The following is a 23,359-nucleotide window of genomic DNA, read 5'->3' on the forward strand; positions in this document are numbered from 1 at the left end:
AGGTTCGTTGTCTTTCTAACTTGTGGATTCACCACTTTCAATCCCCCTGGGTTGAATTGCTGCCAAAATTTTATCAAGCATAAGCTTTGCTCTCTTGCTCCAAAACATCCACTCCTTTATCCCCGCCCTTTGCCTTAAAATGAAACTATCATCTCTTGAAACCCTCACCGCCTCGTCCAAATATCTCAGAAATTCTTCTCGCTCCCTCGCAACGAAAACGAAATCCAACAATTCACGGCTTATATAAATCCCGGTTGAAACAACCGGTTTCCCAGCGTAAATGTATTCATACACCTTCATAGGGTCATTTGAGAGTGTAAACTCATCAACTATATGTGGAACGACGCAAACATCAAAAGAAGAAACATAATTGGGAATTTCATCATAATGTCTCTCACCAAGAAAAAAAACATTTTTCAATCTACTCAATCGCTTCACCCATCCCCTGACATCGCCATAAAATGGACCAACAAAGACGAAACTATAATTGCTTCTATTTTGAGCAAGATATTCAACAAGTCCGAAATCAATCCTCTTTGAGATGACCCCAACATAACCAATCATCGGTCTCTTAATACCCCGCAGGTCATCTGGACTCTTGGCACAGAAATTCATTTCACAAACACCGTTATGAATTACGATTACCTTATTTTTTGACGGTGGGAATCTCTCCTCAAAAAATTTCTTCACATTCTCATTCACACAAAATATCAACTTCGCCTTGTTTGAAATATCAAAATAAACATCGCACAGATAGTCATAAAGGTTTTTCAACGATGGATGTAAACAGAGATTATCAATGGCGTCAAAGAAGAAAAACCTTGGGTCTAACGAATCAACGAGTTTTTGAGCGAATGGATTGAAAGATAACAAAGCAAAATCGGAAATTCCAAGATATCCAAGAGCCGTTAAAAATTTATCAATGAAACCCTTACTCCCATAAACTTTATCAAACCATAAATGCTTTTCAAAAATTTGCCTTACTCCAAAATTGAAATACTCAAAGAGATAAACCTTTTCATTCAATCTTTTTAAATTATCAAAGACCTTCCAAGCACCACTTATGCTCAATTTCCTAAATTTAAAAAGCGTCAAAATTGACCTCGGTCTTTCCACAATTACAACCCTTCTGACCCTCTCATCTTTAATTATCTCCAAAATCAAATGCAAATCCCTATCCCTGAACCCAAGGTTTTCCCCCTTCAGAAAGTCGTTATAAGGTAGGATGATAAAGTCAATTCCCATCGCTTTTGAAAATTAATTTATAAACGAGAACCTCTTTATCTGTCAAACAATAAATCAACGAATTTTGATAAGCAATATCCCTAACCGTTTCACCAAAAGAAATTTTAGCGATTTTCTTTCCATCATAGTCAAACATAAAAACATCTTTACCATCAGCAACGAAGATAAGCGAATCCGCGAAAACGCCTGTTGGTTTATTAAATAGACCCAAGCCAAATCGTTTTAAAAAATTCCCGTAATAATCATAAATCAAGACATCATTCTCATCAAGAACCACTATTAAATTTTGTGGTGATATTGAAATTTGGATCGGATTTATCAACCTACCTTGACCAGCTTCAATTCCTCCGAAGACCTTTACAACTTGATTAAGCTTGTTAATTTTTACGCATCTGACATTTTCAGCATCAATTAAAAACAATTCATCAAATTTTGAGACGGCGACGCTTCTCGGGAAAGCGAAAAATTTCCCATCGTCGGCATTACCTTTAAAAGTAGCGATGAAATTCAAATTTTTGTCAAATCTCTGAATCCTATGATTGTTGTAATCCGCAACATAAATCGCAACTCCTCTTTTTGCGTCAACATCATATGGCTGATCAAATTCAAGCTCGCCCCAACCGTAGCCAGTCACATGCGCAAGTAATTTCCCCGCGCTTGAAAATTTTTTAATTGAGTTATTTCCAGTGTCGGCAACATAAACTTCACCAGTAGGACTTATTGAAATGCCATGCGGATTTGAAAACTCACCAAATTTAAAGAGAAACTCAACTTGCACTTCAATCAAAGGGACAAAAAGAAGCCAAAACATTTTAAAATCTGTAATGTAATTTTATTTTACCGGGGAAAATTTGAATTGACAAATTTTCACCAACATCAAAATTGTAAAGGTGCGCGTCAACATAAGCATCAACTATATTGGCAAGATAAAGCAAAGCAAGATAAATGCCGAAAAGGTCACGCTGGTCCCTGTAAAAGTCCCTTAAACGTTTGTATCTATAATCACCGCCCGAGATTTCAATGCTTCTGATATAGAGCTCGCGGTAATATCTGTAGTTCCTGTCATTCTGTTTAAATTCATAGACAAAATATCCAGCAAGCCCGTAAATGATTGGGACTTTCCAGTAGGATTTATTGTAAAATTGCCCAAGTCCTGGCAAAACGGCACTCATCAACATCGCTTTGGTTGGAGATTTCAGCTCGGCTTTTTTGGCTGTCTTTGAAGTGTCAGTTTGAGAAAGTGAAATTGAAAAGACGAGAAAGAGAAAAATTAGAATTTCCTTTTTCATTTCCCTTGTTTAACAATCGCTATTAAATCAATTTCTATCTTGACATCTCTTGGGAGACGCGAAACTTCAACAGTTGTCCTAGCTGGGGGTGAATTCTTAAAGTATTCTGAATAAACCTCGTTCATAGCTGAAAACTCGTTCAAATCCTTCATATAAATCGTCACTTTTACAACATCATCAAATGTTGATCCCACTGCTTCAAGGATTGCTCTCAAATTTTCAAGCACGCGCCTTGTTTGTTCTTTTATATCACCTTGCACGACTTGATTTGTCGTGGGGTCAATTGGGATTTGCCCAGCCGTGAAAATTAAATTTCCAGCGATAACCGCCTGGCTATATGGACCAATTGGTTTTGGTGCTTTTTCAGTGTAAATAATCCTCTTTTCCATTTTCCCTCCGGAAATTGTTGACAGGAAAAAAATAATTGAAAACAGCAATAAAAAAACGACACGCATAAAAAATCACTTTGAATTTTTTTCTATTAGTTCAAAAAGTTCAAGCAACCTCTCAAACTCATCGTCAGAATAAAACTCAATGACAATCTCTCCTCTGCCACTGCTCATTTGTTTGATTTTAACTTGGGTTCCAAAAATTCTTTTCAACTTTGATTCAATATCCCTAAATCCAGCTTGGTTACTTTTCTTTTTTGATGATTTTTCTTCAATGATCTTCCCCTTTGAAAGGTCGCGCACAATTTTTTCAACTTTCCTGACAGACCAACCCTGTTTTACAATTTTACTCCATATCTCAACCTGAAGTTTTCTACTTGGTAAATTTATCAAAGCCCTTGCATGTCCCATCGTTATTTCACCGCGTTTTAAACTTTCTTGAATTTGTTCGGGAAGCTTTAGCAACCTTATGAAATTTGCAACCGTAGTCCTATCTTTGCCAATTTTTTTCGCTATCTCTTCTTGGGTATATCCAAGCTCTTCAATTAACCTCTGATAAGCTTTTGCTATTTCTATAGGATTTAATTTCTCGCGTTGGATGTTTTCAATAAGTGATAGCTCAAGAAGTTCTTTTTCTGATTCAACTTCAATTATATATGCTGGGATATGTGTAAGACCTGCTTCAGTTGAAGCCCTCACTCTTCTCTCACCAGATATAAGCTCATACATCCCCCCGGGTAATCTCCTTACGGTGATGGGTTGAATGACGCCTTTTTCAATTATTGACTGCTTTAACTCCTCAAGCGCGGTTCTATCAAAAGTTTCTCTTGGTTGATATGGGTTTGGTTTTATCTTTGAGAGTTCAATTTTAGCTATCACACCGACAGATTGACCATCATCAAAGCGAATTTCTTTTGAGTCAATGCTTATCTCTTTCGTCGCTACTTTCGGTATAAGAGCATCAAGTCCTCTCCCCAATCGTTGCCTGCTCATATCTGTTTGATTTGTTTACTTTTTCATTCCGCTGTATCAACTCTTCAGCAACCTTAGCGTAGGCAATTGCCCCAGGGGATTTAGCGTCATATAAAAGTATTGGCTTGCCGTGACTTGGGGCTTCGCTCAACTTCACATTCCTTGGTATCCTCGCCTCAAAAACTCTGTCTTTGAAATATCTCTCTATTTCTTCTGCAACTTCATTTGACAACCTCAATCTACCATCATACATCGTTAAAAGAACACCCTCAATGTCAAGTTTCGGATTCAACCTTCTTTGATGATCTTTATTGTGTTAAGCAATTGCCCCAGTCCTTCAAGTGGTAGGAACTCGCACTGAACGGGGATCAAAACGGAATCAGCTGCCGTTAAGGCGTTCAAAGTTAAAAGCCCAAGCGATGGAGGACAATCTATTAAGATGTAATCATACTTGTTTTTCAATCTTTCAATCGCTTTTGCAAGGATTCTTTCCCTTCCCTGAAACTCAATTAATTCATATTCACTTCCAACCAACTCAATTTTTGAAGGTATAAGCTCAAGATACTTTAAATAAGGGTCTGAAAAAGTAACTATAGCGTCCTCGGGTCTAATTTTGCCAAGTAAAACTTCATAAATCGTTTTTTCATATTCTGGTTCAACTCCCAAGGAACTTGTCGCGTTTGACTGCGGATCAATGTCAATTAAAAGAGTTAGCCTCTCCAAAGTTGCAAGATAAGTCGCTAAATTAACAGCTGTTGTCGTCTTCCCAACGCCTCCCTTCTGATTAGCAATAGCAATAACCTTACCCATGGGAATTCACACTTTACTTTTACAGCGTTAAAATCAACTTTAATCTAACAATTTAAAACAAAAGTTTCAAGCCCTAAATCGCATCCTCTCCGGTTTCCTCTGTTCTAACCCTTATCACTTCTTCAACAGGATAAATGAATATCTTACCATCGCCGACTTGTCCCGTCCTTGCCGATTTTATTATCGCATTGACAATTTTATCTACCATATGGTCAGGTGCAACGACCTCAATTTTTATCTTGGGCAAGAAATCAACTTTATATTCGGCACCGCGATAAAGCTCCGTGTGACCTTTTTGCCTGCCATAGCCCTTGACTTCGGTTATGGTCATACCCTTAACACCTATCTCAGTAAGCGCCTCTTTGACCTCGTCAAGCTTAAAAGGTCTTATTATCGCCTCTATCTTCTTCATATCTAAAATCTCTTTATCTTCTCAAAACATTTATTATCGCTGCAATCCCACCAGCTGCAAGCCCAATGTCCCTCAAAATCGCAAGTATATCCTTAATCACATCAATTGAACCACCTGGAACAACTACGGTATCACCAGGCAAAAGAATCGGGCTTGGTTCCCCATCTTCTATAATTTTCTCAACATTTACCTTTATCACTTTTTCAACGATCGTTGTGTCCTCTCTAACACTGCGTATTATCTTGACATCCTTTAACTTTGCTTCTTTTAAAGGTCCTCCGCCATATGAGATGAGCTGAACAAGGTCTGTTGAACTTGGAACTTCATACCGTCCTGGATTTCTAACGAATCCCCAAAGGTTAACCGTGATTGTCAATTCTCCCGTCTTTCCAACAAAATAATAAGCGCTTGAACCACCACCTGTTACAATTCTTGTCCCACTTTCAAACAATTGAGCAAATGAAATTGACGCGAAAGAGAGCAAAAGGATAATCGCCTTCTTCAACATAAATTTATAGCACCTCCTCTATTTTTATTTGACATAAAACACTCCCCAATTTGACTTTGACCCGGCACTTTGTCCAAATTGAACTCTATCAACACGCCACTTGTACTGTAGCCCCGGGATGAGATTTCCCTTAGCTTTGGAATCGTAATTGAATTTAACTGAAAAATCAGAAAAACTCCTAAAACTTGAAATCCATATCACGCTATCACTTTGTGCATTTTTAACCCTTATCACAAAATCCCCGCCACCATTTGGATCGTCCCATCTAAAAATCAAAGTGTCAGGGCTAACTTGCGAATTATTTCCCGGGGAAATCAACCTCGGTTTGAGATAAAGCTCAAAAGAAATTGTATCCGATGGTTGACTTTCAACATTATCGCGATTATACGCTCTTACGAAATAAAAATATCGCTTACGAAACTCAACATTTCTATCAATAAAAAATGTGTCGGCTGTCCCCGTTTGTATCCTGACATCATAATAAAAATTGAACTCAACTTTATCAGCTTTGACCTCGCCACGATATATTTTATACCCCGTGGCGTTTAAAACCTTCTTCCATAAAATTTTTATCCCATCAACTTCTGGGATTGCACCGCTTCCAATATCACTTTCAGACAATGGATCTGGAACCGGCACAATCTCGGGTCTTTCAGGGGCTGGTAAACTTTCACGATTCGGACTACAGGAAGAAATTAAAATCAAAGCGAAAAGAAGTATTTTCAAGTTAAATTTCATAACCTCTTCAAAATTTTATCAATTGAAATTGAACCGCTCATCCTGTGAACCGCTCCAAGCTCGTGCGAGAGAAAAGCATAATCAACCACCAAAAAATCAATCTTCATCCCCGCACCGAAGCTTAAATTTTTAACATTTTTTCCAACCCGCACAAATAACAAATTTTTATATCCGTATTCAATCCCGTACATTTTGTCAGTAAGATAAGAATTTTGACTTCCATATGCAAATGTTATCCTACCTGATAGGAAATTGACAGGCAATGAATAAGCAAGCCCAAACATAAGGGTTGGTTCAATAAAGTGTTCTCTTCGCGTGCTCCAAGAAATCCTCGTCTTTCCGACATCTTTTAAAGCAAGCGAAATTGAAACATCACCAACTCTCTCCCTCTGCAAGAAATCGTCCATGCTAAATTTAATCATAAATCCGATATCAAAGCCAATCCCAGTTGCCTTCTCAACCCCGATGTTTTGATTTATCAGTTTGAAATTTATACCCACAGGAAATGAAACGGGCATTTTATATCTTGACCAGCCGAAATTCACATCAAACTTAAACTCTTTTGCAAAAGAAATATAAAAGGCATCTTCAACATCGCTGAAGAAATCCCCACCAGTATAACTTTTCACAAGCTCCTCCCTTTCAAGTGCAGTCTCATACCTTGTGTAATCAGGCGTAAGCGGTATATCATCAATGCTCAATCTGACCCAATTAATCGCGATTCCAACATTATGAATTTCATGTATATAACCCAAATGAAAAAATGAAGCCAAAGGCGAGGTCAAAGCACCAAATTGCGATGAATACATAAAAGAAAGAAGTCCGCTTCCGGAGATCGCAACCCCAGCCGGATTATAATAAAATGACGAACCGTCATCAGCTACTGCTATGAAAGCCCCACCCATGCCCAAAGCCCTAGCACCAATTGGAATCCTCAAAAATTCTCCAGCATACTTTGAATTATCAGCGAATGAAAACGAAAATAACAAAAGCAAAAAAAGAAAATTTAAGTTTCTCATCTTTCTCTTCAAATCTATCTTATCCTTGCGATTTTCCCAGTGTAACTTTGAGTTTTTCCATCCCTTTTTACAGAAAACTTATAAAAATAAACACCATTGGCAACTTCGTTCCCGTCTCTATCAGTCCCATCCCACCAAATCTCGTGATAACCAATTGAAGTTGGAACACCCGTGCCACCAACTTGAAAACCGTAAACTTCACTTGGAATTGAAGAGGGAAATTTAAAACTTTGTATTAACCTGCCCGCGACGGTGTAAATTTTAAACTCAACTTCTTCAACTTGCGAGCCGAGGATCTCATAAGCGAAAAATGTCCTGTCAGAAAATGGATTTGGAAAGTTGCCGAAAATTTTAACCTCAAAATTTGAAGAAACCTTAAATGAAATCTTGACCTCATCGGACCAATTGCCGTTGATATCACGAGCAGAAAAACTTGCGGTATGCTCACCATCCGTCAACTTCGGACTCACTTTTACAAATAAATTTTTTGGATTCGTCACCGTGTCCGGTATAGTTATATCGTTATGTTTCAAATCTTTTCCATCAATTTTAAATTTAAACGAACCCTCAGACAAATCAACCCCCTCATCGTCTTCAATCAGTATGCTGAAAACGGGATTTGCTGATACATAAGCACCGTCACGAAAACTTTGCCCCTCAACTGTTACTTCAACTCTTGGACCCCTTGAATCGTTTGAGTATCCAATCGTATAAAATCCAGGTTCATCAAGCTTGCCATTTAAGTATTGACCATCAAACCTACTCTCTTTAACCCTGAACTTTCTAATTTTCTCATCAAAATAATAAAGTCGTATTTTATCTTTGTTTTGATTCACCGTTTGATCAGAAGTGTCAAGTTTCACAAAAATTTCAACGATGCTGTTATTGAAAGGTTCATATTTTGCAAGGAAAACTCCCGACTCGCCTGATGCTCGCAATTGGTGAAGATAACCCTGAGAAGACGAGAATTTAAATGTTGAAATCGGATACTCAAAACCGACAACATAAACAAAGGGATCATTTCTCTTCAATGATAGGTTTTCTGAAATTGAAACAGAATCGGAATTGAACTTAACAAAATTATAAAGGAGTTCATTATATGCTACATTGTTTGAATAATCAAAATCATCCCCAGAAGTTGAGTCACTTTCTATTACAGCGAAAATTCTGTGAGAGCCAATTGACATCTGTTTTTGTAACTCAACCTCAACATCAGTGTAAGATAACGGGGCAACTGAAAATTTTGACTGAGCGATAACATAATTTTCATCTCTAAACCTGTCGTAAAATTTGATTTTAAAATCATTTGCTGGAATATCCGAGAGGTTAAAAACCCTTGTGGTTAGCTTAACGGTTGAATCAACCTTGAACTTTATATTTTGGCTTTTCATATAAATTGAGCTTTGCAAGTTGTTTAACTCCATAGGCAAAAGCGAAGGGTCTGGCAATCCACCAACTATAAATTCCTTTATCTCTCCAGCTATTGTTCTACCATTTGTGTATGCGATCATTTGAGTTATATATTTGACCCCGGCATCAGCCCTTATTTTTACAGCGGTTTGATAAAAATTTGGCTTAAAAGGAAAACACAAAAGCGTGTCGCGACCAAAAAGCTGATCAAACCTTCCATATTTACTTTTATACTTCAAGATGATAAATTTAACCGAATCTGGCACCTCACCACCTTCAAGTTCAATCCTGCCTGAAAAAGATAAACTATCCCCAACCCTCGGCTCGCTTGGAAAAACAGTATAATCACCAATAAAAGAACCACTTGTCTTAAAAACATCAAACCATGACTCAATATTTTTATCATCGTAAATGAAGACCTTAACAAATCCTGAATTAATAGGTGGCTTTATCTCAAAATTAAAACTCCCTGATTGAAACGTTTTCTCAAACTCATATCTTGAAATATGTTCATCATCGGCAAATGAAATTATCGCATTCCCATTTTGAATTTGTGATGAAATTTTGACTTTAAGCATATCATTTAGCGAAATTACCTTCCTTTCAATTTCAATTTTTGCTCTTTGTCTTGGAACTGGAAGTTTAACGGCTGGATCACCGATGTAATTATATTGATAAACCATTGTCTTCGCTTGTGGCCAGAAGAAATAGCTTGAATAATATTTCGCCTTGCCGATGGCTATAATCTCACCGATGCTTTTTTCAGGGTCAAAAAGATAAGGAATAATGCTTAAAAGCATGAAGTAATCGTTCAAAAGCCACCCAAGCCCGCTTGATGCAAGAACCCCGATAGCCCCTTTATCTTTCTCAACAACAAGATTTACACCAAGAGCTGTTCTCTGAGGATAATCAAAAGCCCCCGAAAAGCATGTCATACTTGTCACAAACGGATATTTATCCTTATTCCCAAGTTTTGGAATATCCTCATTTTTCAAAAGCCCATTATCAGCCCAAATCGCTCCGCCACCGTGACCGACAAAGTTTATAAATAACTGCCCATCGTTGAAGTAATTTAATAATTTTGATGTCCCTCCAGAGAAAGGGGAGCCAGGGATTACATAGAGACGGTTTATATTTAAAAACTTTGGAAGGACATCTTTCACAATATAATCGGTTTGCGACTCAAAGTCCCTGCCCTCACCTGCTATCATTAGAACATTTCTATGCCATTTTTGTGGCTTCTGATTATGATAAGAGATTATCTTTTCAATTGCATTTTTCATCTCATCCCTATTTCTTACAGGTAACCTACCGAGGAGAACATCACCAAGATAATCCTCACCGTCAATGAAGGTAAACCAAGCATCAGCTGATGTTGCACCGTAAATATATGATTGATAAAACATCGTTGGAATAAGGTCAAGTTCTGGATGGTTCCGATTACTATATACAGCCCCGCCAACTAAAAGGACATAGATTGGTTTCCTAACCCAAGAATTATAAGCAAACTGCAAAAAATCTTTGATCGCATACGGACTTTTCACGCCAAAGTTAAACTCATCATAAATATCATCAACACTCACAATTTTAACGCTCAAACCCTTTGACTCGTACAAACTTTTAAGTTGATTTAACGGATGCGTTGGGTCATTGACATCCCTGCGCTTGTCATATAAAAGAGGGTGAGTTATTATCAAATAATCAAATGTGTTGGCTGAACTTTTAAGATTTGTTTTTAAATCCCTTGCTATGCTATCTGGCTTTAACTTCGCACTTTCACTTACAGCTATGAATTCAACATCCGGAGACAAGACATTCACATAAAAAATCGCATGATAATTTTCGCCTATCTTCTCATCCTTCGCTTTGAGAACTTCAACATTTGAAATTTTTGAAACGCCTAATCTATAAACACTTATATTGGGATTCTTAAAACCTGAAATTTCAAACCTGAAATAACCAACATTATATTCTGGGGGTATTTTAAATCTTATCTCATCCTTATCCGCTTGATAAAGTCGCCTGTAAGTTAAATCAAACCAATTGACGGCAAAAATTGCGTTCTCAACCCTTCCATCGTTTGCGTTGAAGACAGTGATTTTATTTATCCCATCTTTTAAAGCGCTGTTCGGCACAGAATAACCTAAGTTCTCCGACGAGGCAATGTGTATATTCTGACCATTCCAACTCGTCGCTAAAATTCTCTTATTATTTATGAAAACATTCGCCATATGCCCGGGAGTTGAAGTTACACCATGAAATGCGGATTTTATCTTAATCTCATCCAAGCTCAGAGGATCCGGCTTTGGGAGGTAAACACTTAACTCGGCTTGCTCGTTTGAGCTAAGCTCAACCCAAAACCAATGATCTCTTGCATCATAAGTCAAATCGGTATCAGCATATTTTAATCTTTCAAACACATAATCTTTTTCAAGATGAACCTCATAGTAATAGGATGCACCACGAAGGTCAATATAATTATCAAAATATCTCGTCCCCGACTCTTCAGCATATCTTAATCCGGGTGAATCCCCAATCTCAAGAAAATAAACGTTTACATCGGTAAACGGGTCATTATAAAGGTCAAATTTCCCACCAGAAAATTTGTTTTTTCTCGCCTCAGCATAAAACTCAATATAATCGCCTTCATTAAAAACGCCATCCCCACCTGAATAAACATAAATTGGTATCTCAACTCCATTGTTTTTGACTTTTAATCTTGATGCTTGAACACCCCTGAGGTCTATCCCAGCTTTTTTCAAGTCATCGTAAGTTATCTTATAAATCCCATCCTTGCGGATGAAAATTTTGTATTCAAATTCTTCTCCCGCTTGAAGCTTATTTAAACTTGGGCTTAAAAAATTTATATCTTGCCTTGTAAAGATAACCGCTTCATCAAGCTTTGAAAGATAAGGGCTTGATATGCTAAACCTTGCTTTTGAAATATATTTTAACTTTCGCCCCTCAACCTTGATCGGAAATAAAATAAGATTGCAAACATCAACCCCTCTCATCTTACCAAGATAAACGAAATCGTAAATTTTATCTTCAAGGTTGAAAACATCATCAAGTTCAATACCGTCTGGAAACGATTTCTCTTTTAAACTTAGCAATGGGTATGTGAGTTCAACTTCATCAAATTCAAAGTTAAGTAAATCAACTTTTGAATTTGGGGATGAAACGAGAAGAAAGTTCAAATACGGTAGGAAATTGGGGAGCAAACCGACCGATTCTAAATTTTTTAACCCAATAATTGAAAATTTCTCGTTATTGATTTCAATCTCTCTTATATAAGGTTGCTCAATGTTAACTTCAATTTCTTTTGTATAGCCATGATCAATTATATTGAATTCCTGACCCCGTGCAACAGAGATAAGTAAAAGGAGGACAGCAAAATATCTCATCTTGCGAACATTTTATATTTTCCCGTGACAATGTTTATATTTTTTACCGCTACCACATGGGCACGGGTCATTTCTTCCAACTTTGCGATCAACTTTGATCGGCTTTAACTTAACATCTTGTTTAACGGCTGTAGCAATATCTGCTTCAGCAGCTGCAACCCTCAAGCCCATACCGATTGATTCCTGATGGACAAGGTTGAGTTGTTCTCTTCTTGGTCTTCTTGGTTTTCTCTCTTGAATTTCCTCTGGCATAACTGGGAACATTCTGAAGACCAAGCTTAAAACACCGCTTCTTATTCTTCTCATCATCTCCATAAACATCTCAAATGCTTCGGTCTTGTATTCAACAAGCGGATCTTTCTGTGCATAAGCTCGTAGATGAATCCCCTCCCTTAATTCATCCATCTCACGCAGATGCTCTTGCCATCTTTGGTCTATCACCTGAAGCATGGACATCTTCATCAAGGCGAACATTAACTCTTCGCCGAGTTGTTCTTTTTTACGATTGTAAAATTCAAGCGCCTCATTGTAAATCTTTTCTTTAAGCCCTTCTCTACCGAGCTTTTCAAACTCATCAGGTGTGATTTTCAGATCTATCAAAAGCGTCCGCATAATTTCATCCCTCAACCCTTGAAGGTCAAGATTGCTGTAATATCTCTCAACCACATCCTCAACATAATCGGTTAACATATCAAGCAAATCATCTTCAAGTCGCTCACCCATAAGGGCATGCCTTCTAAGGCTGTAAATCACCTCCCTTTGTTTGTTCAAGACATCGTCATATTCAAGCAATCTTTTTCTTATAGCGAAGTTATTCTGTTCAACTTTCTTTTGCGCCCTTTCAACGCTTTTCGTCACCATTGGGTGTTGGATCGGTTCCCCCTCTTTATAACCCAACCTTTGCATTATATTTGCAATTCTTTCGCTACCGAAAAGACGCAACAGGTCATCTTCCAGGGAGAGGAAAAATCTTGAAGAGCCAGGGTCTCCCTGTCTACCTGCACGACCTCTTAATTGAAGGTCAATCCTTCGCGCTTCGTGTCTTTCGGTTCCAATGACATGAAGACCTCCAAGTTCTGCAACCCCTGGACCAAGTTTTATATCGGTTCCACGTCCAGCCATATTTGTAGCTATTGTCACCATACCACGAAGACCAGCGTTTGCGACTATTTCGGCTTCTCTCTGATGGTGTTTTGCGTTTAAAACATTATGAGGAATTCCGCGACGCTTCAACATTCTACTCAAAAGTTCAGAAACCTCAACGCTTGTCGTCCCAACCAAAACAGGACGACCAATCTTATGCATCCTTTCAATTTCATCAATAACAGCGTTATACTTCTCTCGTTTCGTCCTGTAAATCACATCATCATAATCAATCCTTATGCACGGCTTATTCGTCGGTATCACAACGACATCAAGTTTATAAATTTCCCAAAACTCTTGCGCCTCAGTAGCTGCGGTTCCAGTCATACCAGCAAGCTTTTTATACATCCTGAAATAATTTTGAATCGTTATCGTCGCAAGCGTTTGGGTATCTTGTTCAACTTTGACACCCTCCTTTGCCTCAATTGCTTGATGCAATCCTTCGGAATATCTGCGCCCTGGCAAAACACGACCTGTAAATTCATCAACTATCAAAACTTTACCATCTTGAACTATATAATCCACATCTTTTTCAAACATGATATATGCTCTTAAAAGCTGTTGAATCGCATGAACCTTGTCACTCCTTTCGGAATAAAGTCGGTATAGTTCTTCTTTTTTCCTCTGCTTCTGTGCAGGTGTAAGATAAGGGTCGCTTTCAATTATGCTTATCTCAGTGCCAAGATCTGGCAAGACGAAAAACTCCCTATCTTCTGGTGACAAGCTCGCAAGAAATTCCCTGCCTTTTTCAGTCAAGTCAATTATATGATTTTTTTCATCAACAACGAAGTAAAGATCCTCATCAAGCTTGCGAAGCTTTACACCCTGATCTTTCAAAAATTCAAGTTCAGTATCAATGACAAGTTTTTGATATTCAGGTTCAGCGAGAATTTTTCTTAATTTTTTATGTTTCGGCGCCCCTCTGCTTGCTTTCAAAAGCAAAACCCCTGCTTCCTCAAGCTTTCCCTCATTCAAAAGCTTCTCCGCCTCATCAACAATTTTACTGACAAGATTTATCTGCGCTGTCACAAGACGCTCAACCTTTGGCTTCATCCAATCAAATTTATGCTCCGTCTCAGGGACAGGACCACTTATTATAAGCGGTGTCCTCGCCTCGTCAATCAAAACAGAATCAACCTCATCAACGATCGCATAATAATGCCCACGCTGAACTATATCGCTTGGATCAATCGCCATATTATCACGAAGATAATCAAAACCAAACTCATTGTTTGTCCCGTAAGTTATATCGCACGCATATTGTGCCTTTCTCTGCTCCGTGTTCATATAATTTTGAATACAACCTACACTCAAACCAAGAAACTCATAAATTTTCCCCATCCATTGGCTATCCCTTAAAGCTAGATAATCATTCACGGTGACGATATGAACCCCTCTTCCAGTTAAAGCGTTAAGATACGCCGGCATAGTTGCAACGAGCGTTTTACCCTCACCAGTTGCCATCTCTGCAATCTTACCCTGATGAAGCACAATAGCACCCATAAGTTGAACATCAAACGGAACCATATCCCATACGATTTTATGCCCCGTCACCTCCCAACTTTTTCCAACAAGACGCCTACATGTCTCCTTAACAACAGCATATGCCTCGGGCAAAATCTCGTCAAGAACTTTCTGCTCCTCCTTGAAAAGTTCCTTCTCAAGTTTTTCTATCTCATCATAAATTTCAAGTCGTTCCTCTCGTGTCAACTCTTTGTCCTCACGAACACGCCTCTTAAGTTCATCTATCTTATCCTCAATATGCTTTGTTTTCTCCTTTATCCTCGCTTTAAATTCATCGGTCTTAGCCCTAAGCTCAGCATCGGTTAATTTATTTAGCGTCGCATAAATCTGATTTATCTGATTTACGATCGGCATCAACGCCTTTAAATCCTTCTCGTTCTTGCTCGGGAAAATTTTGCGCAAAAGTTTAATAAGCATAAGCAAAACTAATAACCTTGTTTTTAATCAGTTAAAAATATAAAGATAATCGGCTTCATAATCAAATTGAAAAAACTTTACCCCACCCCCAAAAAATTAGCGCTTAACGATCCACAAGCAAAACTTAAAATTTTAATCCAATAGTGCATAGCCAAAATAGACAAGAGCTGAATCAACCGGATTTTCATTCAAATTCGGTAATATCTGCACAAGCCTATAACCTCTTTCAGAGCTAAAAATTTGGCTTACAAAAGTTAATTTTTCCGGAACAATTTTAACCTCTCTTTCATATAACTGCGAATGAGCCAACAAGGGGAACACCGGATAAAATTACTGCCCAAGGCATCCCCCCATGTGCTGGTTGTAATTTGTAAACCTTATCAAATAAATTCAGATAATGTTCACCATCGTTTAAGGCGACAATAAGTGTTTTCCCATCTGTTTTTTCAAAGGAGGCTGAGGATGCCTCATCGTAAACCCTTGAAATGAAATAGCCAGGGTCTTTGCCAAGTATATCGTCATAAGATTTTTTATTATGATTTAACCATCCTCATAATCACCCGCTCTATCATCCTGTTCTTAAAACTTTGAAGCTAGAGAAGATAAATCCTGTTGCCAAGTCTCCATATAGTAAAAATCAATACGAAACCGATTGATAAAAGAAAGAAAAGTTTAAAATTTTGCCTTATAATCACCTCATCAAAAATGTATTTCAACGCAAGGGGGTTTGCAACAGAGATGAACGAATTAAGAAGCAAACCGAAAAGCAAAATAAGCAACAGTTGAAACTTGAAATCACCTATGATAAATAAAACCTTTTTCATCAATAGAACTTGCAGAATTTTTATTGAGAGCCGTTAAAATCATCTCATCAAGCAGAAAATCCCCCTTTGATTTTGTCACCAACCTATGAAGAAACAGACCAATTCCAGCGCTTCCAGTACCGTAGTCACAACTTATCCTATGCATGTTATCCCCTGGATATGCTATTCCTTTATCTTCATCTTATCTTAAAAAGATTTAACCCAGTCGCAACTTTACAGGCGCTTTCAAAGAAAATTTTATCACCGAAATAAGCATACATATCAAGAAGGAAATCCCCTATACCAGCAAGCCCGATAAATTTCTTGGGGAAAATCGTATATTTTCTATCAACATCAATGAAGATTCTATCAAGGGCTTCTTGTATTTTTCCTCGCCTGTGAATTTATAATATCTAAGAACCGAGCATCCAACCCCGGCTGAACCATATCTCCAGTAAGGTAAAACCATCGGTGCATCTTTATGAGATTTCCAAGTCAATCCACCTTCATCGGTCGTATGACCGGAGTTCAAATCAAATTCAAGCGCTTTAATTCCAGCTGTTAAGTATCTTTCATCGCCAGTTGCGAGATAAAGATAAAGTAAAAACAAAGCTATTCCCGATGAGCCATGCGCGAAACCATAATAAACATTGCCATCAAACCCCTCCCAAAAATATCCATACTCATCGCTTTCGCATTTGTTCAAAAGATACTTACCAGCTGAAATTGCCTACTTTCTTTTATTTTTATTTGAATATCGTGCCAAAAAATTTCTCTTTCCCCGTTCAAATCAAACGAGTTAAAAACATTTATAATACAAAGCTCAAATTTTAAAGCGTTTCGCTTCGCATCCGATGTCTTGATTTTTAAATCCACCAAACTTAAATTTGAAGCGAGTTAGAAATCAAATTTTAAGGAAAAAATGAAGAACAAGGTCTTGTTTTTAACGCTACTTATGCTATTATTCGGCTGTTCAAGGAATAGCAAACTTGACCCACTCAAAAAAGCCGAAGATGAACATCAAAAGGGCAACATTAAAAGAGCAATTGAAATCTACACCGAATTTGTAAGAGCAAATCCACAAAATCCCCGAGCTCCTGAGGTGCTTTTCAAACTCGCCCAAATTTACCTAAACGAATTAAAAATGCCAACAAAATCAACTGAATTTTTCAACAAAATAGTTGAGGATTACCCGAAGTCAAAAGAGGCGATGAAAGCTCTTTTCATGATTGGTTTCATCTATGCAAACGAACTAAATGACTACGAGAAAGCAAAAATTTATTATCAAAAATTTCTTGATCTGTATCCAAACTCCGAGCTCGCCGTATCCGCAAAATTTGAGCTTGAAAATCTCGGCAGGAAACCCGAAGAGCTTGTCAAATAAGTTTATAAATACACAAATTGATGGTTGAATTCAAAAATCTCAAGCTCGTCAAACAGCTTGCTTATTAACCCAAAGCTATACTTATTTAAAAAATAAGTTATGTTCAAAACTCTTTCCTGAAGTTCATCCTCCGGGAGTAGGTTCAATTTCAACTTTTGAATTTGTTGGTTTGCGATCTCATTTTTCCTCTGCGAAGCTGATAATGCCTTCTCATAAATGCTATTTATATGATAGAGGATTTTCCCCGATGAATTCGTAACCGCATCGCTAAGTGATGGGTCTATGCCGGAAACAAAACTTTTAATCCCTTCTAACAACAGCTCAAACTGTGATTTTACTGAGTCAAAGAAACCTTGAATGTCAACTTCGGAATTTGAAAGTATAATTTTCTTCGCGAGGGATTGAAAATCGGTATAAACCTCCCTGATGTCAATTTGATACTTATCAAGAATTTTTTTCACCTTTGGTTCAATCAATGTCGCACTTATCCTCGGGAAGATAACCGGCATCTGGATGTTGAAATAATCATAAGCGGGTTTAAACTGCGCAAAGTAGGCAATTTCAGAGGGACCAGCAACATAAGCAACCGTTGGGAGAAGTGTATCTTGACATATTGGTCTTAACACAACATTTGGACTTAAAAGTTGAGGATTCGTTTCAAGTATGTTAATTAACTCCCCCTTGCTGAATTTAAATCTGATACCTTTCAATTTAAACATCCCCTCTTGCTCATCCGGTTCAATCGGAAACCTCCCGTCTTTGTAAATCAAGAAAAGATTCAAAGGTCGCGGTTTGACCTGCGCGTGATATTTCCTCTCAAGTTCAGCGCTTACATCAATTATCAAACCCGCCAACTTTGGATGTTCCTCTATCTCCTTCCTAAAAATGGGAAGGAGTAGTTGTTTCAACTCTGGATCGCTCGGATCTAAAAAAATCAATCCAAAATCCTTAAATAACTCAGAGCAAAATCTAACAAACGCCTCTGTGAAGTTAACTCCCTCATCATATGCGTAACGAAGTAAATTCATTATCTCGCTCTTAAACTCGCTATCTTGAAGTTCGGATTCAATTTTGTTGAGAACATCTTTTATTTTTTTGTCAAATTTCAACGCACCAACAGGTCCGTAATTTTCCTTAGGGATATGCTCCGGGATAAATTCAATTTTAACAAGTTCATTGTTTGAGTTAAAAATCTTTGCGTTGTTTGCTTCAAAGAAATCATGGTCCTCGCCTTCAAGATAAAAAACGGGAACGAAGTTATATTCGGGGAATTTTTCAGCAAGGGCAGAAGACAATTTTATCGCAGAAATTATCTTATAAATCGTATAAACGGGACCTGTGAAAAGCCCAACCTGTTGCCCCGTGACAACAGCTAAGGTGTTTTCCTTCTCAAAAAGATCAATGTTCTCACCGGCATAACGATTCCCAAGCGAAAGATTTTGCCTCCTTAAAATTTCGGCAACTTTATTGCGGTTTTTATATCCAGCAAGGACATTTTGAATCAACCCTATATTAAAATCATTGAAATCGTGCGCATAATATCTTGCGACATTTTTAAAGTTATATATGTAATCAAGGAAAAGTTGCGTTGTTCCACCATAGTTTGGGAAAAGAAATTTAAAATTTAAAGTTCGCATAGAAATCCATTTTAGTTATAACTCTTCAACTATTATTTCCGGTTTGACAAGTTCCTTTGGGATAAGCGTTGGCCAATATGCTATAACTTCGCTTGGATGTGGGCGACCTCCACCAAATCCTGTCACCCCAGGCGGACCAGTTAAAATAAGCGCTGGGATTTCCCTACCAAATCTATCAACCGCTTCGTAATTTTTACCTCGGACAGCAATTCTTAAAACAACTTCGTTCGGCTCAGGGACCGGATGCGCAAGCGCTCCGTGACAAGAGTTATAACCAAGGAATTCCGTATGGATTTCATCAAATTCAAGCCCGAGGTCTTTAAGTCTGGTTCGTATTATTTCATCTGCCTTTTTCGCCTTTTCAAGCGCATCTGGCCAAGAATATGTCAATGTTCCAACAGCCATATAACCCTCAAAATAAGACATTGAAACCTTGTAAAATTTCGTTGGCGGTCTTCCTTTAACCCCATAAACTTTAACTCTGTCTTTCCCAACTTGTTCAAGCTTAATTGTCGTGAAATCTGCTATTACCTCGGGTGTTATATAATTTGTTGGGTCTCCTATTTCATAAACGAGCTGTTCTGTAACGCTTTGAACTGTGACGAGACCACCTGTGCCTTCGTGCTTTGTAATTATGATTTCACCGTTTGGATACGCTTCTGCTATTGGAAATCCAATGTGAGCCATATCCGGAACTGAGCGCCAATCGTAAGAAAAATTTCCCCCCGTTGCTTGAGCTCCACATTCAAGTATATGCCCCGCAACTATTCCTGCTGCAAGCTTATCATAATCGGTTTCATTCCATCCGAACTCATATATCATTGGAGCAAGTGTAATCCCCGTGTCAGTAACCCTGCCCGTGATGACAATTTGAGCGCCTTGTTTTAATGCCTCGGCGACTGGAAAAGCGCCAAAATATACATTCGCACTCGTTATTCTATCACGAATTTTATCAATCGGTTCGCCTGTGTCCATATTTTTAAAATCAACACCAAGTTTCACAAACTCATCAATTTTATCAAGTATATCATCGCCAAGGACAACGCCGATTTTCAAACCTTTTATACCAAGCTTCTGGGCAACCTTAAAGATTGCGTCTCGGCAAGCAATGGGGTTAACACCACCGCCATTTGTAACAACTTTTATGTTTTTCTCAACTATAATTGGAAGTATCCTCTCCATAAGTGTTACAAGGTCTTTCGCATAGCCAAGGTTCGGATCTCTTTTCTTTTGCTTTTGAAGGATTGACATCGTCACCTCAGCAAGATAATCCATAACAAGATAATCAATTGGACCTTTTGTCACTTGATGTATCGGTGCCTCAAGCCAATCACCCCAAAACCCTTGACCTGATGCGATGCGAGTTTTCTCCTTCATCTTTTCCGTTCATTTAGTTTAAAGAAAAGACCTCAAAAATTTTGTTCCTGTAAATTATGATAACGCAAGAAACAAACCAAAGGAGTATGTTTATCAACATCGGCGCATCCGACAAAATTATATCAGTCGGATTTTCACCGATATTTTTCCTGTAAATTAAATACATATACCTGAAAATCCCATAAAGCACAAAAACAGTTGTGTAGATTAGCGCCTCGGTTTTGAAAAGTGAAACTGTCCTTTCAGAAATTGTGTAAAGTGCGTAAGATATAACCGCACCGCTTGCGGTGATCGTGACCATTTGATCGGCAAACCTTAATGTGTACTCATCAAGGACTTTCCTCTGCTCGGAAATTTGTGATTCCCTGTTCTGGAAAGAGAAAAATAATTCCATCCTTCTTTTTGAAATCGCAAGGAAAAGAGAAAGGAAAAGGGTTGTGATGAAGAGCCATTTGGATACAATGACATTAATTGAATATGCTCCAACTATAACTCTGAGCATGAAACCGAAAGCAATTATGAAAACATCCAACAGGACTACACCTTTTAAACTGAAAGAATAAGCAAGCATGAGCAAAAAGTAGAATACAATAAGTGCCGATGCCCTCAATGGAAGTTCGGACATTATCGGTATTGAAGCAAGTAAAAAGCAAAAAGCGACAAATAGGGCTCTACCTGGCTTAATTCTACCTGAAGCGATTGGGCGATTTCTTTTGATGGGATGTTTTCTATCTGATTCAGCATCAAGTATGTCATTGATTATGTAAGTTGCGGAAGCAACGAATGAGAAGGCGAGAAATGTTAAAAATTCAATTTTAATTTTTTCTATGTCAGTTACAAACTGCGAAAAGATAAGGGGAGCGAAGACAAACAGATTTTTAACCCAATGCTTTAAGCGAATTAATTTTATGTAGTCCTTCAAAATCTGTGCGAAAATTTTATTTTAAAAGACAAGCGGTTCTTGATAAACTCCCCAAACTTCCTTCAGAGTTGATGTCATCTCTCCAAGCGTGCAATAAGCTCTTACACAATCAAGTATCTTGGGCATAAGCGGTTGGTTTTCCTCGGCTGCTTTTTTAAGCTCGGCTAAAGCCCTTTCAACCTCCGCTTGATTTCTGGTAGCTCTGACCTCAGCAAGTCGTTTCTTTTGTTTCTCAGCAACCTCTGGCGGAATTCTTAAAATTGGTATCTCAACTGGCTCATCTTCAACAAATTCATTGACGCCGACAATTATCCTCTCCTTTTTATCAAGTTCTTGTTGATATCTGTAAGCCGACTCCGCTATCTCCCTCTGGAAGAAACCATCCTCAATTGCTTTTATTACTCCCTCAAGCATTGAACCATTTGATGAATATGACTCAATCTTCTTGAAGTATTTTTCCGCTTCTTCTTCAATTTTATCCGTCAAAGATTCAACATAATAACTTCCACCCAGTGGGTCAATTACATTTGCAACGCCAATTTCATAAGCTATTATCTGTTGCGTCCTCAGGGCGATTTTCGCAGCTTTTTCGGTTGGGAGAGCATATGTTTCATCCATTGAATTTGTATGTAAGCTTTGGGTTCCTCCCAATACAGCAGCAAGAGCTTCAAATGCAGTTCTGACTATATTGTTCTCTGGCTGTTGAGCGGTGAGTGAGCATCCAGCTGTTTGAGTATGGAATCTTAACATCCAAGACCTTGGGTTTTTAGCCCCATATTTTTCTCTCATATATCTTGCCCAGATTCTACGAGCTGCTCTGAACTTGGCTATTTCCTCAAAGAAATCAAGATGTGAGTTAAAGAAGAAAGAAAGACGCGGGGCAAATTCATCAACATCCATCCCAGCATTTATACACGCTTCAACATAAGCAAAACCATCAGCCAGCGTGAAAGCTAACTCTTGAACAGCGGTTGCGCCCGCCTCACGAATGTGATAGCCACTTATTGAAATCGGATTCCACTGCGGGACATAATCCTTCGCAAATCTTATTGTATCAACTATCAATTTAACTGATGGCCCCGGGGGATAAATCCATTCCTTTTGAGCAATATATTCCTTCAATATATCGTTTTGAATTGTCCCTCGCAGCTGTTCATACTTTACACCCTGCTTTTCAGCGACGACAAGATACATAGCCCAAATCATCGCTGCTGGGGCATTTATAGTCATTGAAGTTGAAACCTGATCAAGCGGTATATCCTTAAAGACGATTTCCATATCCGCCAGCGAACTTACAGATACACCACAGACGCCAACCTCACCCTCAGCCATTGGGTCATCTGCGTCAATCCCCATAAGCGTTGGAAGATCAAAAGCAACACTCAATCCCGTTTGCCCGTGCTTTAACAAAAACTTGAAACGCTGATTCGTATCCTCCGGGGTTCCGAAACCAGCAAATTGCCTCATCGTCCAAAGTCGCCCACGATACATATTGTAATGAATCCCGCGGGTATACGGATATTCCCCAGGGAAACCAAGCTTCTCCATATAATCAAATCCCTCAAGATCATCAGGAGTGTAAAGCAAGTTAACTTCTATATCGCTTAATGTTGTGAACTTTATCCCGGTCCTTTTCATGCTGGAGTTTTCGGCTTTTTCAAGCCATTTCCTTTTTGCCTCACGGATTTTGTCCGCATTCATAGCAGTTTCACCTTTTTGGTTTTTTTTATAAAATTTTATTTTGCTTTCCATCGTAATCAATTTCCCAAATTTCTGGCTGATTAGAAATTTTTCCAAGGTTTCTAACTCTGTTCACGATATCTTCATTGACAGAACCCAAACTTTCTGTTAAAACTAAAAGGATGGGCTTCGTGTTAAATTTCCTTGAATTCAACATATGACCCCCGATATCTTCCCTTGCCCAATTTATATAATATTCCAGTTGTTCTGGCGCAA

The 23,359-nt window shown here is 38.3% G+C and carries 21 protein-coding genes and 1 pseudogene; 1 reads left to right on the forward strand and 21 read right to left on the reverse strand.

Annotated elements, in window-relative coordinates; all coding sequences use genetic code 11:
* Nucleotides 1-15: 15 nt before the first annotated feature.
* The 16 genes and pseudogenes from FKZ43_RS04785 to FKZ43_RS04850 form a co-directional block, all read right to left on the reverse strand.
* A complete protein-coding gene (locus tag FKZ43_RS04785; RefSeq protein WP_140944730.1) occupies nt 16-1,245 on the reverse strand; it encodes a glycosyltransferase in 1,230 nt (409 codons plus the stop codon).
* Nucleotides 1,235-2,056: an NHL repeat-containing protein gene (locus FKZ43_RS04790; RefSeq protein ID WP_140944731.1), complete on the reverse strand. Its 822-nt coding sequence runs from the start codon at nt 2,054-2,056 to the stop codon at nt 1,235-1,237. Before FKZ43_RS04790 ends, FKZ43_RS04785 begins: the two co-directional genes overlap by 11 nt.
* Nucleotide 2,057: 1 nt before the next feature.
* Nucleotides 2,058-2,534, reverse strand: a complete 477-nt coding sequence (locus FKZ43_RS04795) for a DUF5683 domain-containing protein (RefSeq protein WP_140944732.1) — start codon at nt 2,532-2,534, stop codon at nt 2,058-2,060.
* On the reverse strand, nt 2,531-2,923 hold the full coding sequence (locus FKZ43_RS04800; RefSeq protein WP_140944733.1) for a RidA family protein: 393 nt from the start codon (nt 2,921-2,923) through the stop codon (nt 2,531-2,533). The genes FKZ43_RS04795 and FKZ43_RS04800 overlap by 4 nt, the downstream gene beginning before the upstream one ends.
* 72 nt (nt 2,924-2,995) lie before the next feature.
* Nucleotides 2,996-3,916, reverse strand: coding sequence for a ParB/RepB/Spo0J family partition protein (locus FKZ43_RS04805; RefSeq protein WP_140944734.1), 921 nt, complete (start codon nt 3,914-3,916; stop codon nt 2,996-2,998).
* Nucleotides 3,885-4,705: pseudogene (locus tag FKZ43_RS04810) on the reverse strand (ParA family protein). Before FKZ43_RS04810 ends, FKZ43_RS04805 begins: the two are co-directional and overlap by 32 nt.
* 73 nt (nt 4,706-4,778) lie before the next feature.
* A complete protein-coding gene (locus tag FKZ43_RS04815) occupies nt 4,779-5,117 on the reverse strand; it encodes a P-II family nitrogen regulator (RefSeq protein WP_140944735.1) in 339 nt (112 codons plus the stop codon).
* A 13-nt stretch (nt 5,118-5,130) separates the two neighbouring features.
* The gene (locus FKZ43_RS04820; RefSeq protein WP_140944736.1) at nt 5,131-5,625 is read right to left on the reverse strand and encodes an SLBB domain-containing protein; all 495 of its coding nucleotides are present in this window, start codon (nt 5,623-5,625) and stop codon (nt 5,131-5,133) included.
* Between the two features lie 24 nt (nt 5,626-5,649).
* Nucleotides 5,650-6,363: a fibronectin type III domain-containing protein gene (locus FKZ43_RS04825; RefSeq protein ID WP_140944737.1), complete on the reverse strand. Its 714-nt coding sequence runs from the start codon at nt 6,361-6,363 to the stop codon at nt 5,650-5,652.
* Nucleotides 6,360-7,382, reverse strand: coding sequence for a UPF0164 family protein (locus FKZ43_RS04830; RefSeq protein ID WP_140944738.1), 1,023 nt, complete (start codon nt 7,380-7,382; stop codon nt 6,360-6,362). Before FKZ43_RS04830 ends, FKZ43_RS04825 begins: the two co-directional genes overlap by 4 nt.
* 14 nt (nt 7,383-7,396) lie before the next feature.
* Nucleotides 7,397-12,196, reverse strand: a complete 4,800-nt coding sequence (locus FKZ43_RS04835) for a C25 family cysteine peptidase (RefSeq protein WP_140944739.1) — start codon at nt 12,194-12,196, stop codon at nt 7,397-7,399.
* A gap of 12 nt (nt 12,197-12,208) precedes the next feature.
* Nucleotides 12,209-15,280, reverse strand: coding sequence for a preprotein translocase subunit SecA (gene secA / locus FKZ43_RS04840; RefSeq protein WP_140944740.1), 3,072 nt, complete (start codon nt 15,278-15,280; stop codon nt 12,209-12,211).
* A 132-nt stretch (nt 15,281-15,412) separates the two neighbouring features.
* Nucleotides 15,413-15,589, reverse strand: a complete 177-nt coding sequence (locus tag FKZ43_RS11415; RefSeq protein WP_181180262.1) for a hypothetical protein — start codon at nt 15,587-15,589, stop codon at nt 15,413-15,415.
* Nucleotides 15,590-15,873: 284 nt separating this feature from the next.
* On the reverse strand, nt 15,874-16,104 hold the full coding sequence (locus FKZ43_RS04845; RefSeq protein WP_140944741.1) for a hypothetical protein: 231 nt from the start codon (nt 16,102-16,104) through the stop codon (nt 15,874-15,876).
* The gene (locus FKZ43_RS11420) at nt 16,076-16,249 is read right to left on the reverse strand and encodes a hypothetical protein (RefSeq protein WP_181180263.1); all 174 of its coding nucleotides are present in this window, start codon (nt 16,247-16,249) and stop codon (nt 16,076-16,078) included. The genes FKZ43_RS04845 and FKZ43_RS11420 overlap by 29 nt, the downstream gene beginning before the upstream one ends.
* 132 nt (nt 16,250-16,381) lie before the next feature.
* Nucleotides 16,382-16,789 carry a lanthionine synthetase LanC family protein gene (locus FKZ43_RS04850; protein WP_181180264.1) on the reverse strand — a complete coding sequence of 136 codons (408 nt, stop codon included), beginning with the start codon at nt 16,787-16,789 and terminating at the stop codon, nt 16,382-16,384.
* A gap of 216 nt (nt 16,790-17,005) precedes the next feature.
* Between FKZ43_RS04850 and FKZ43_RS04855 the strand changes: the two genes are divergently transcribed.
* Nucleotides 17,006-17,467 carry a tetratricopeptide repeat protein gene (locus FKZ43_RS04855; protein WP_140944743.1) on the forward strand — a complete coding sequence of 154 codons (462 nt, stop codon included), beginning with the start codon at nt 17,006-17,008 and terminating at the stop codon, nt 17,465-17,467.
* Nucleotides 17,468-17,469: 2 nt separating this feature from the next.
* Here the strand turns inward: FKZ43_RS04855 and bshC are convergent, their stop codons facing one another.
* From bshC to FKZ43_RS11425, 5 genes are all read right to left on the reverse strand, one after another.
* Nucleotides 17,470-19,104, reverse strand: coding sequence for a bacillithiol biosynthesis cysteine-adding enzyme BshC (gene bshC / locus FKZ43_RS04860; protein WP_140944744.1), 1,635 nt, complete (start codon nt 19,102-19,104; stop codon nt 17,470-17,472).
* Between the two features lie 15 nt (nt 19,105-19,119).
* Nucleotides 19,120-20,481: an acyclic terpene utilization AtuA family protein gene (locus tag FKZ43_RS04865; RefSeq protein WP_140944745.1), complete on the reverse strand. Its 1,362-nt coding sequence runs from the start codon at nt 20,479-20,481 to the stop codon at nt 19,120-19,122.
* Nucleotides 20,482-20,494: 13 nt separating this feature from the next.
* Complete coding sequence (locus FKZ43_RS04870; RefSeq protein WP_181180265.1) at nt 20,495-21,403, reverse strand: decaprenyl-phosphate phosphoribosyltransferase; 909 nt, start codon at nt 21,401-21,403, stop codon at nt 20,495-20,497.
* 21 nt (nt 21,404-21,424) lie between these two features.
* On the reverse strand, nt 21,425-23,104 hold the full coding sequence (locus tag FKZ43_RS04875; RefSeq protein ID WP_140944747.1) for an acyl-CoA mutase large subunit family protein: 1,680 nt from the start codon (nt 23,102-23,104) through the stop codon (nt 21,425-21,427).
* A 25-nt stretch (nt 23,105-23,129) separates the two neighbouring features.
* A partial coding sequence (locus tag FKZ43_RS11425; RefSeq protein WP_181180266.1) for a hypothetical protein occupies nt 23,130-23,359 on the reverse strand: 230 nt, incomplete at its 5' end.

Origin of the sequence: Candidatus Thermokryptus mobilis, assembly GCF_900070205.1 — a bacterium.
Classification (GTDB): Bacteria; Bacteroidota; Ignavibacteria; order Kryptoniales; family Kryptoniaceae; genus Kryptonium; species Kryptonium mobile.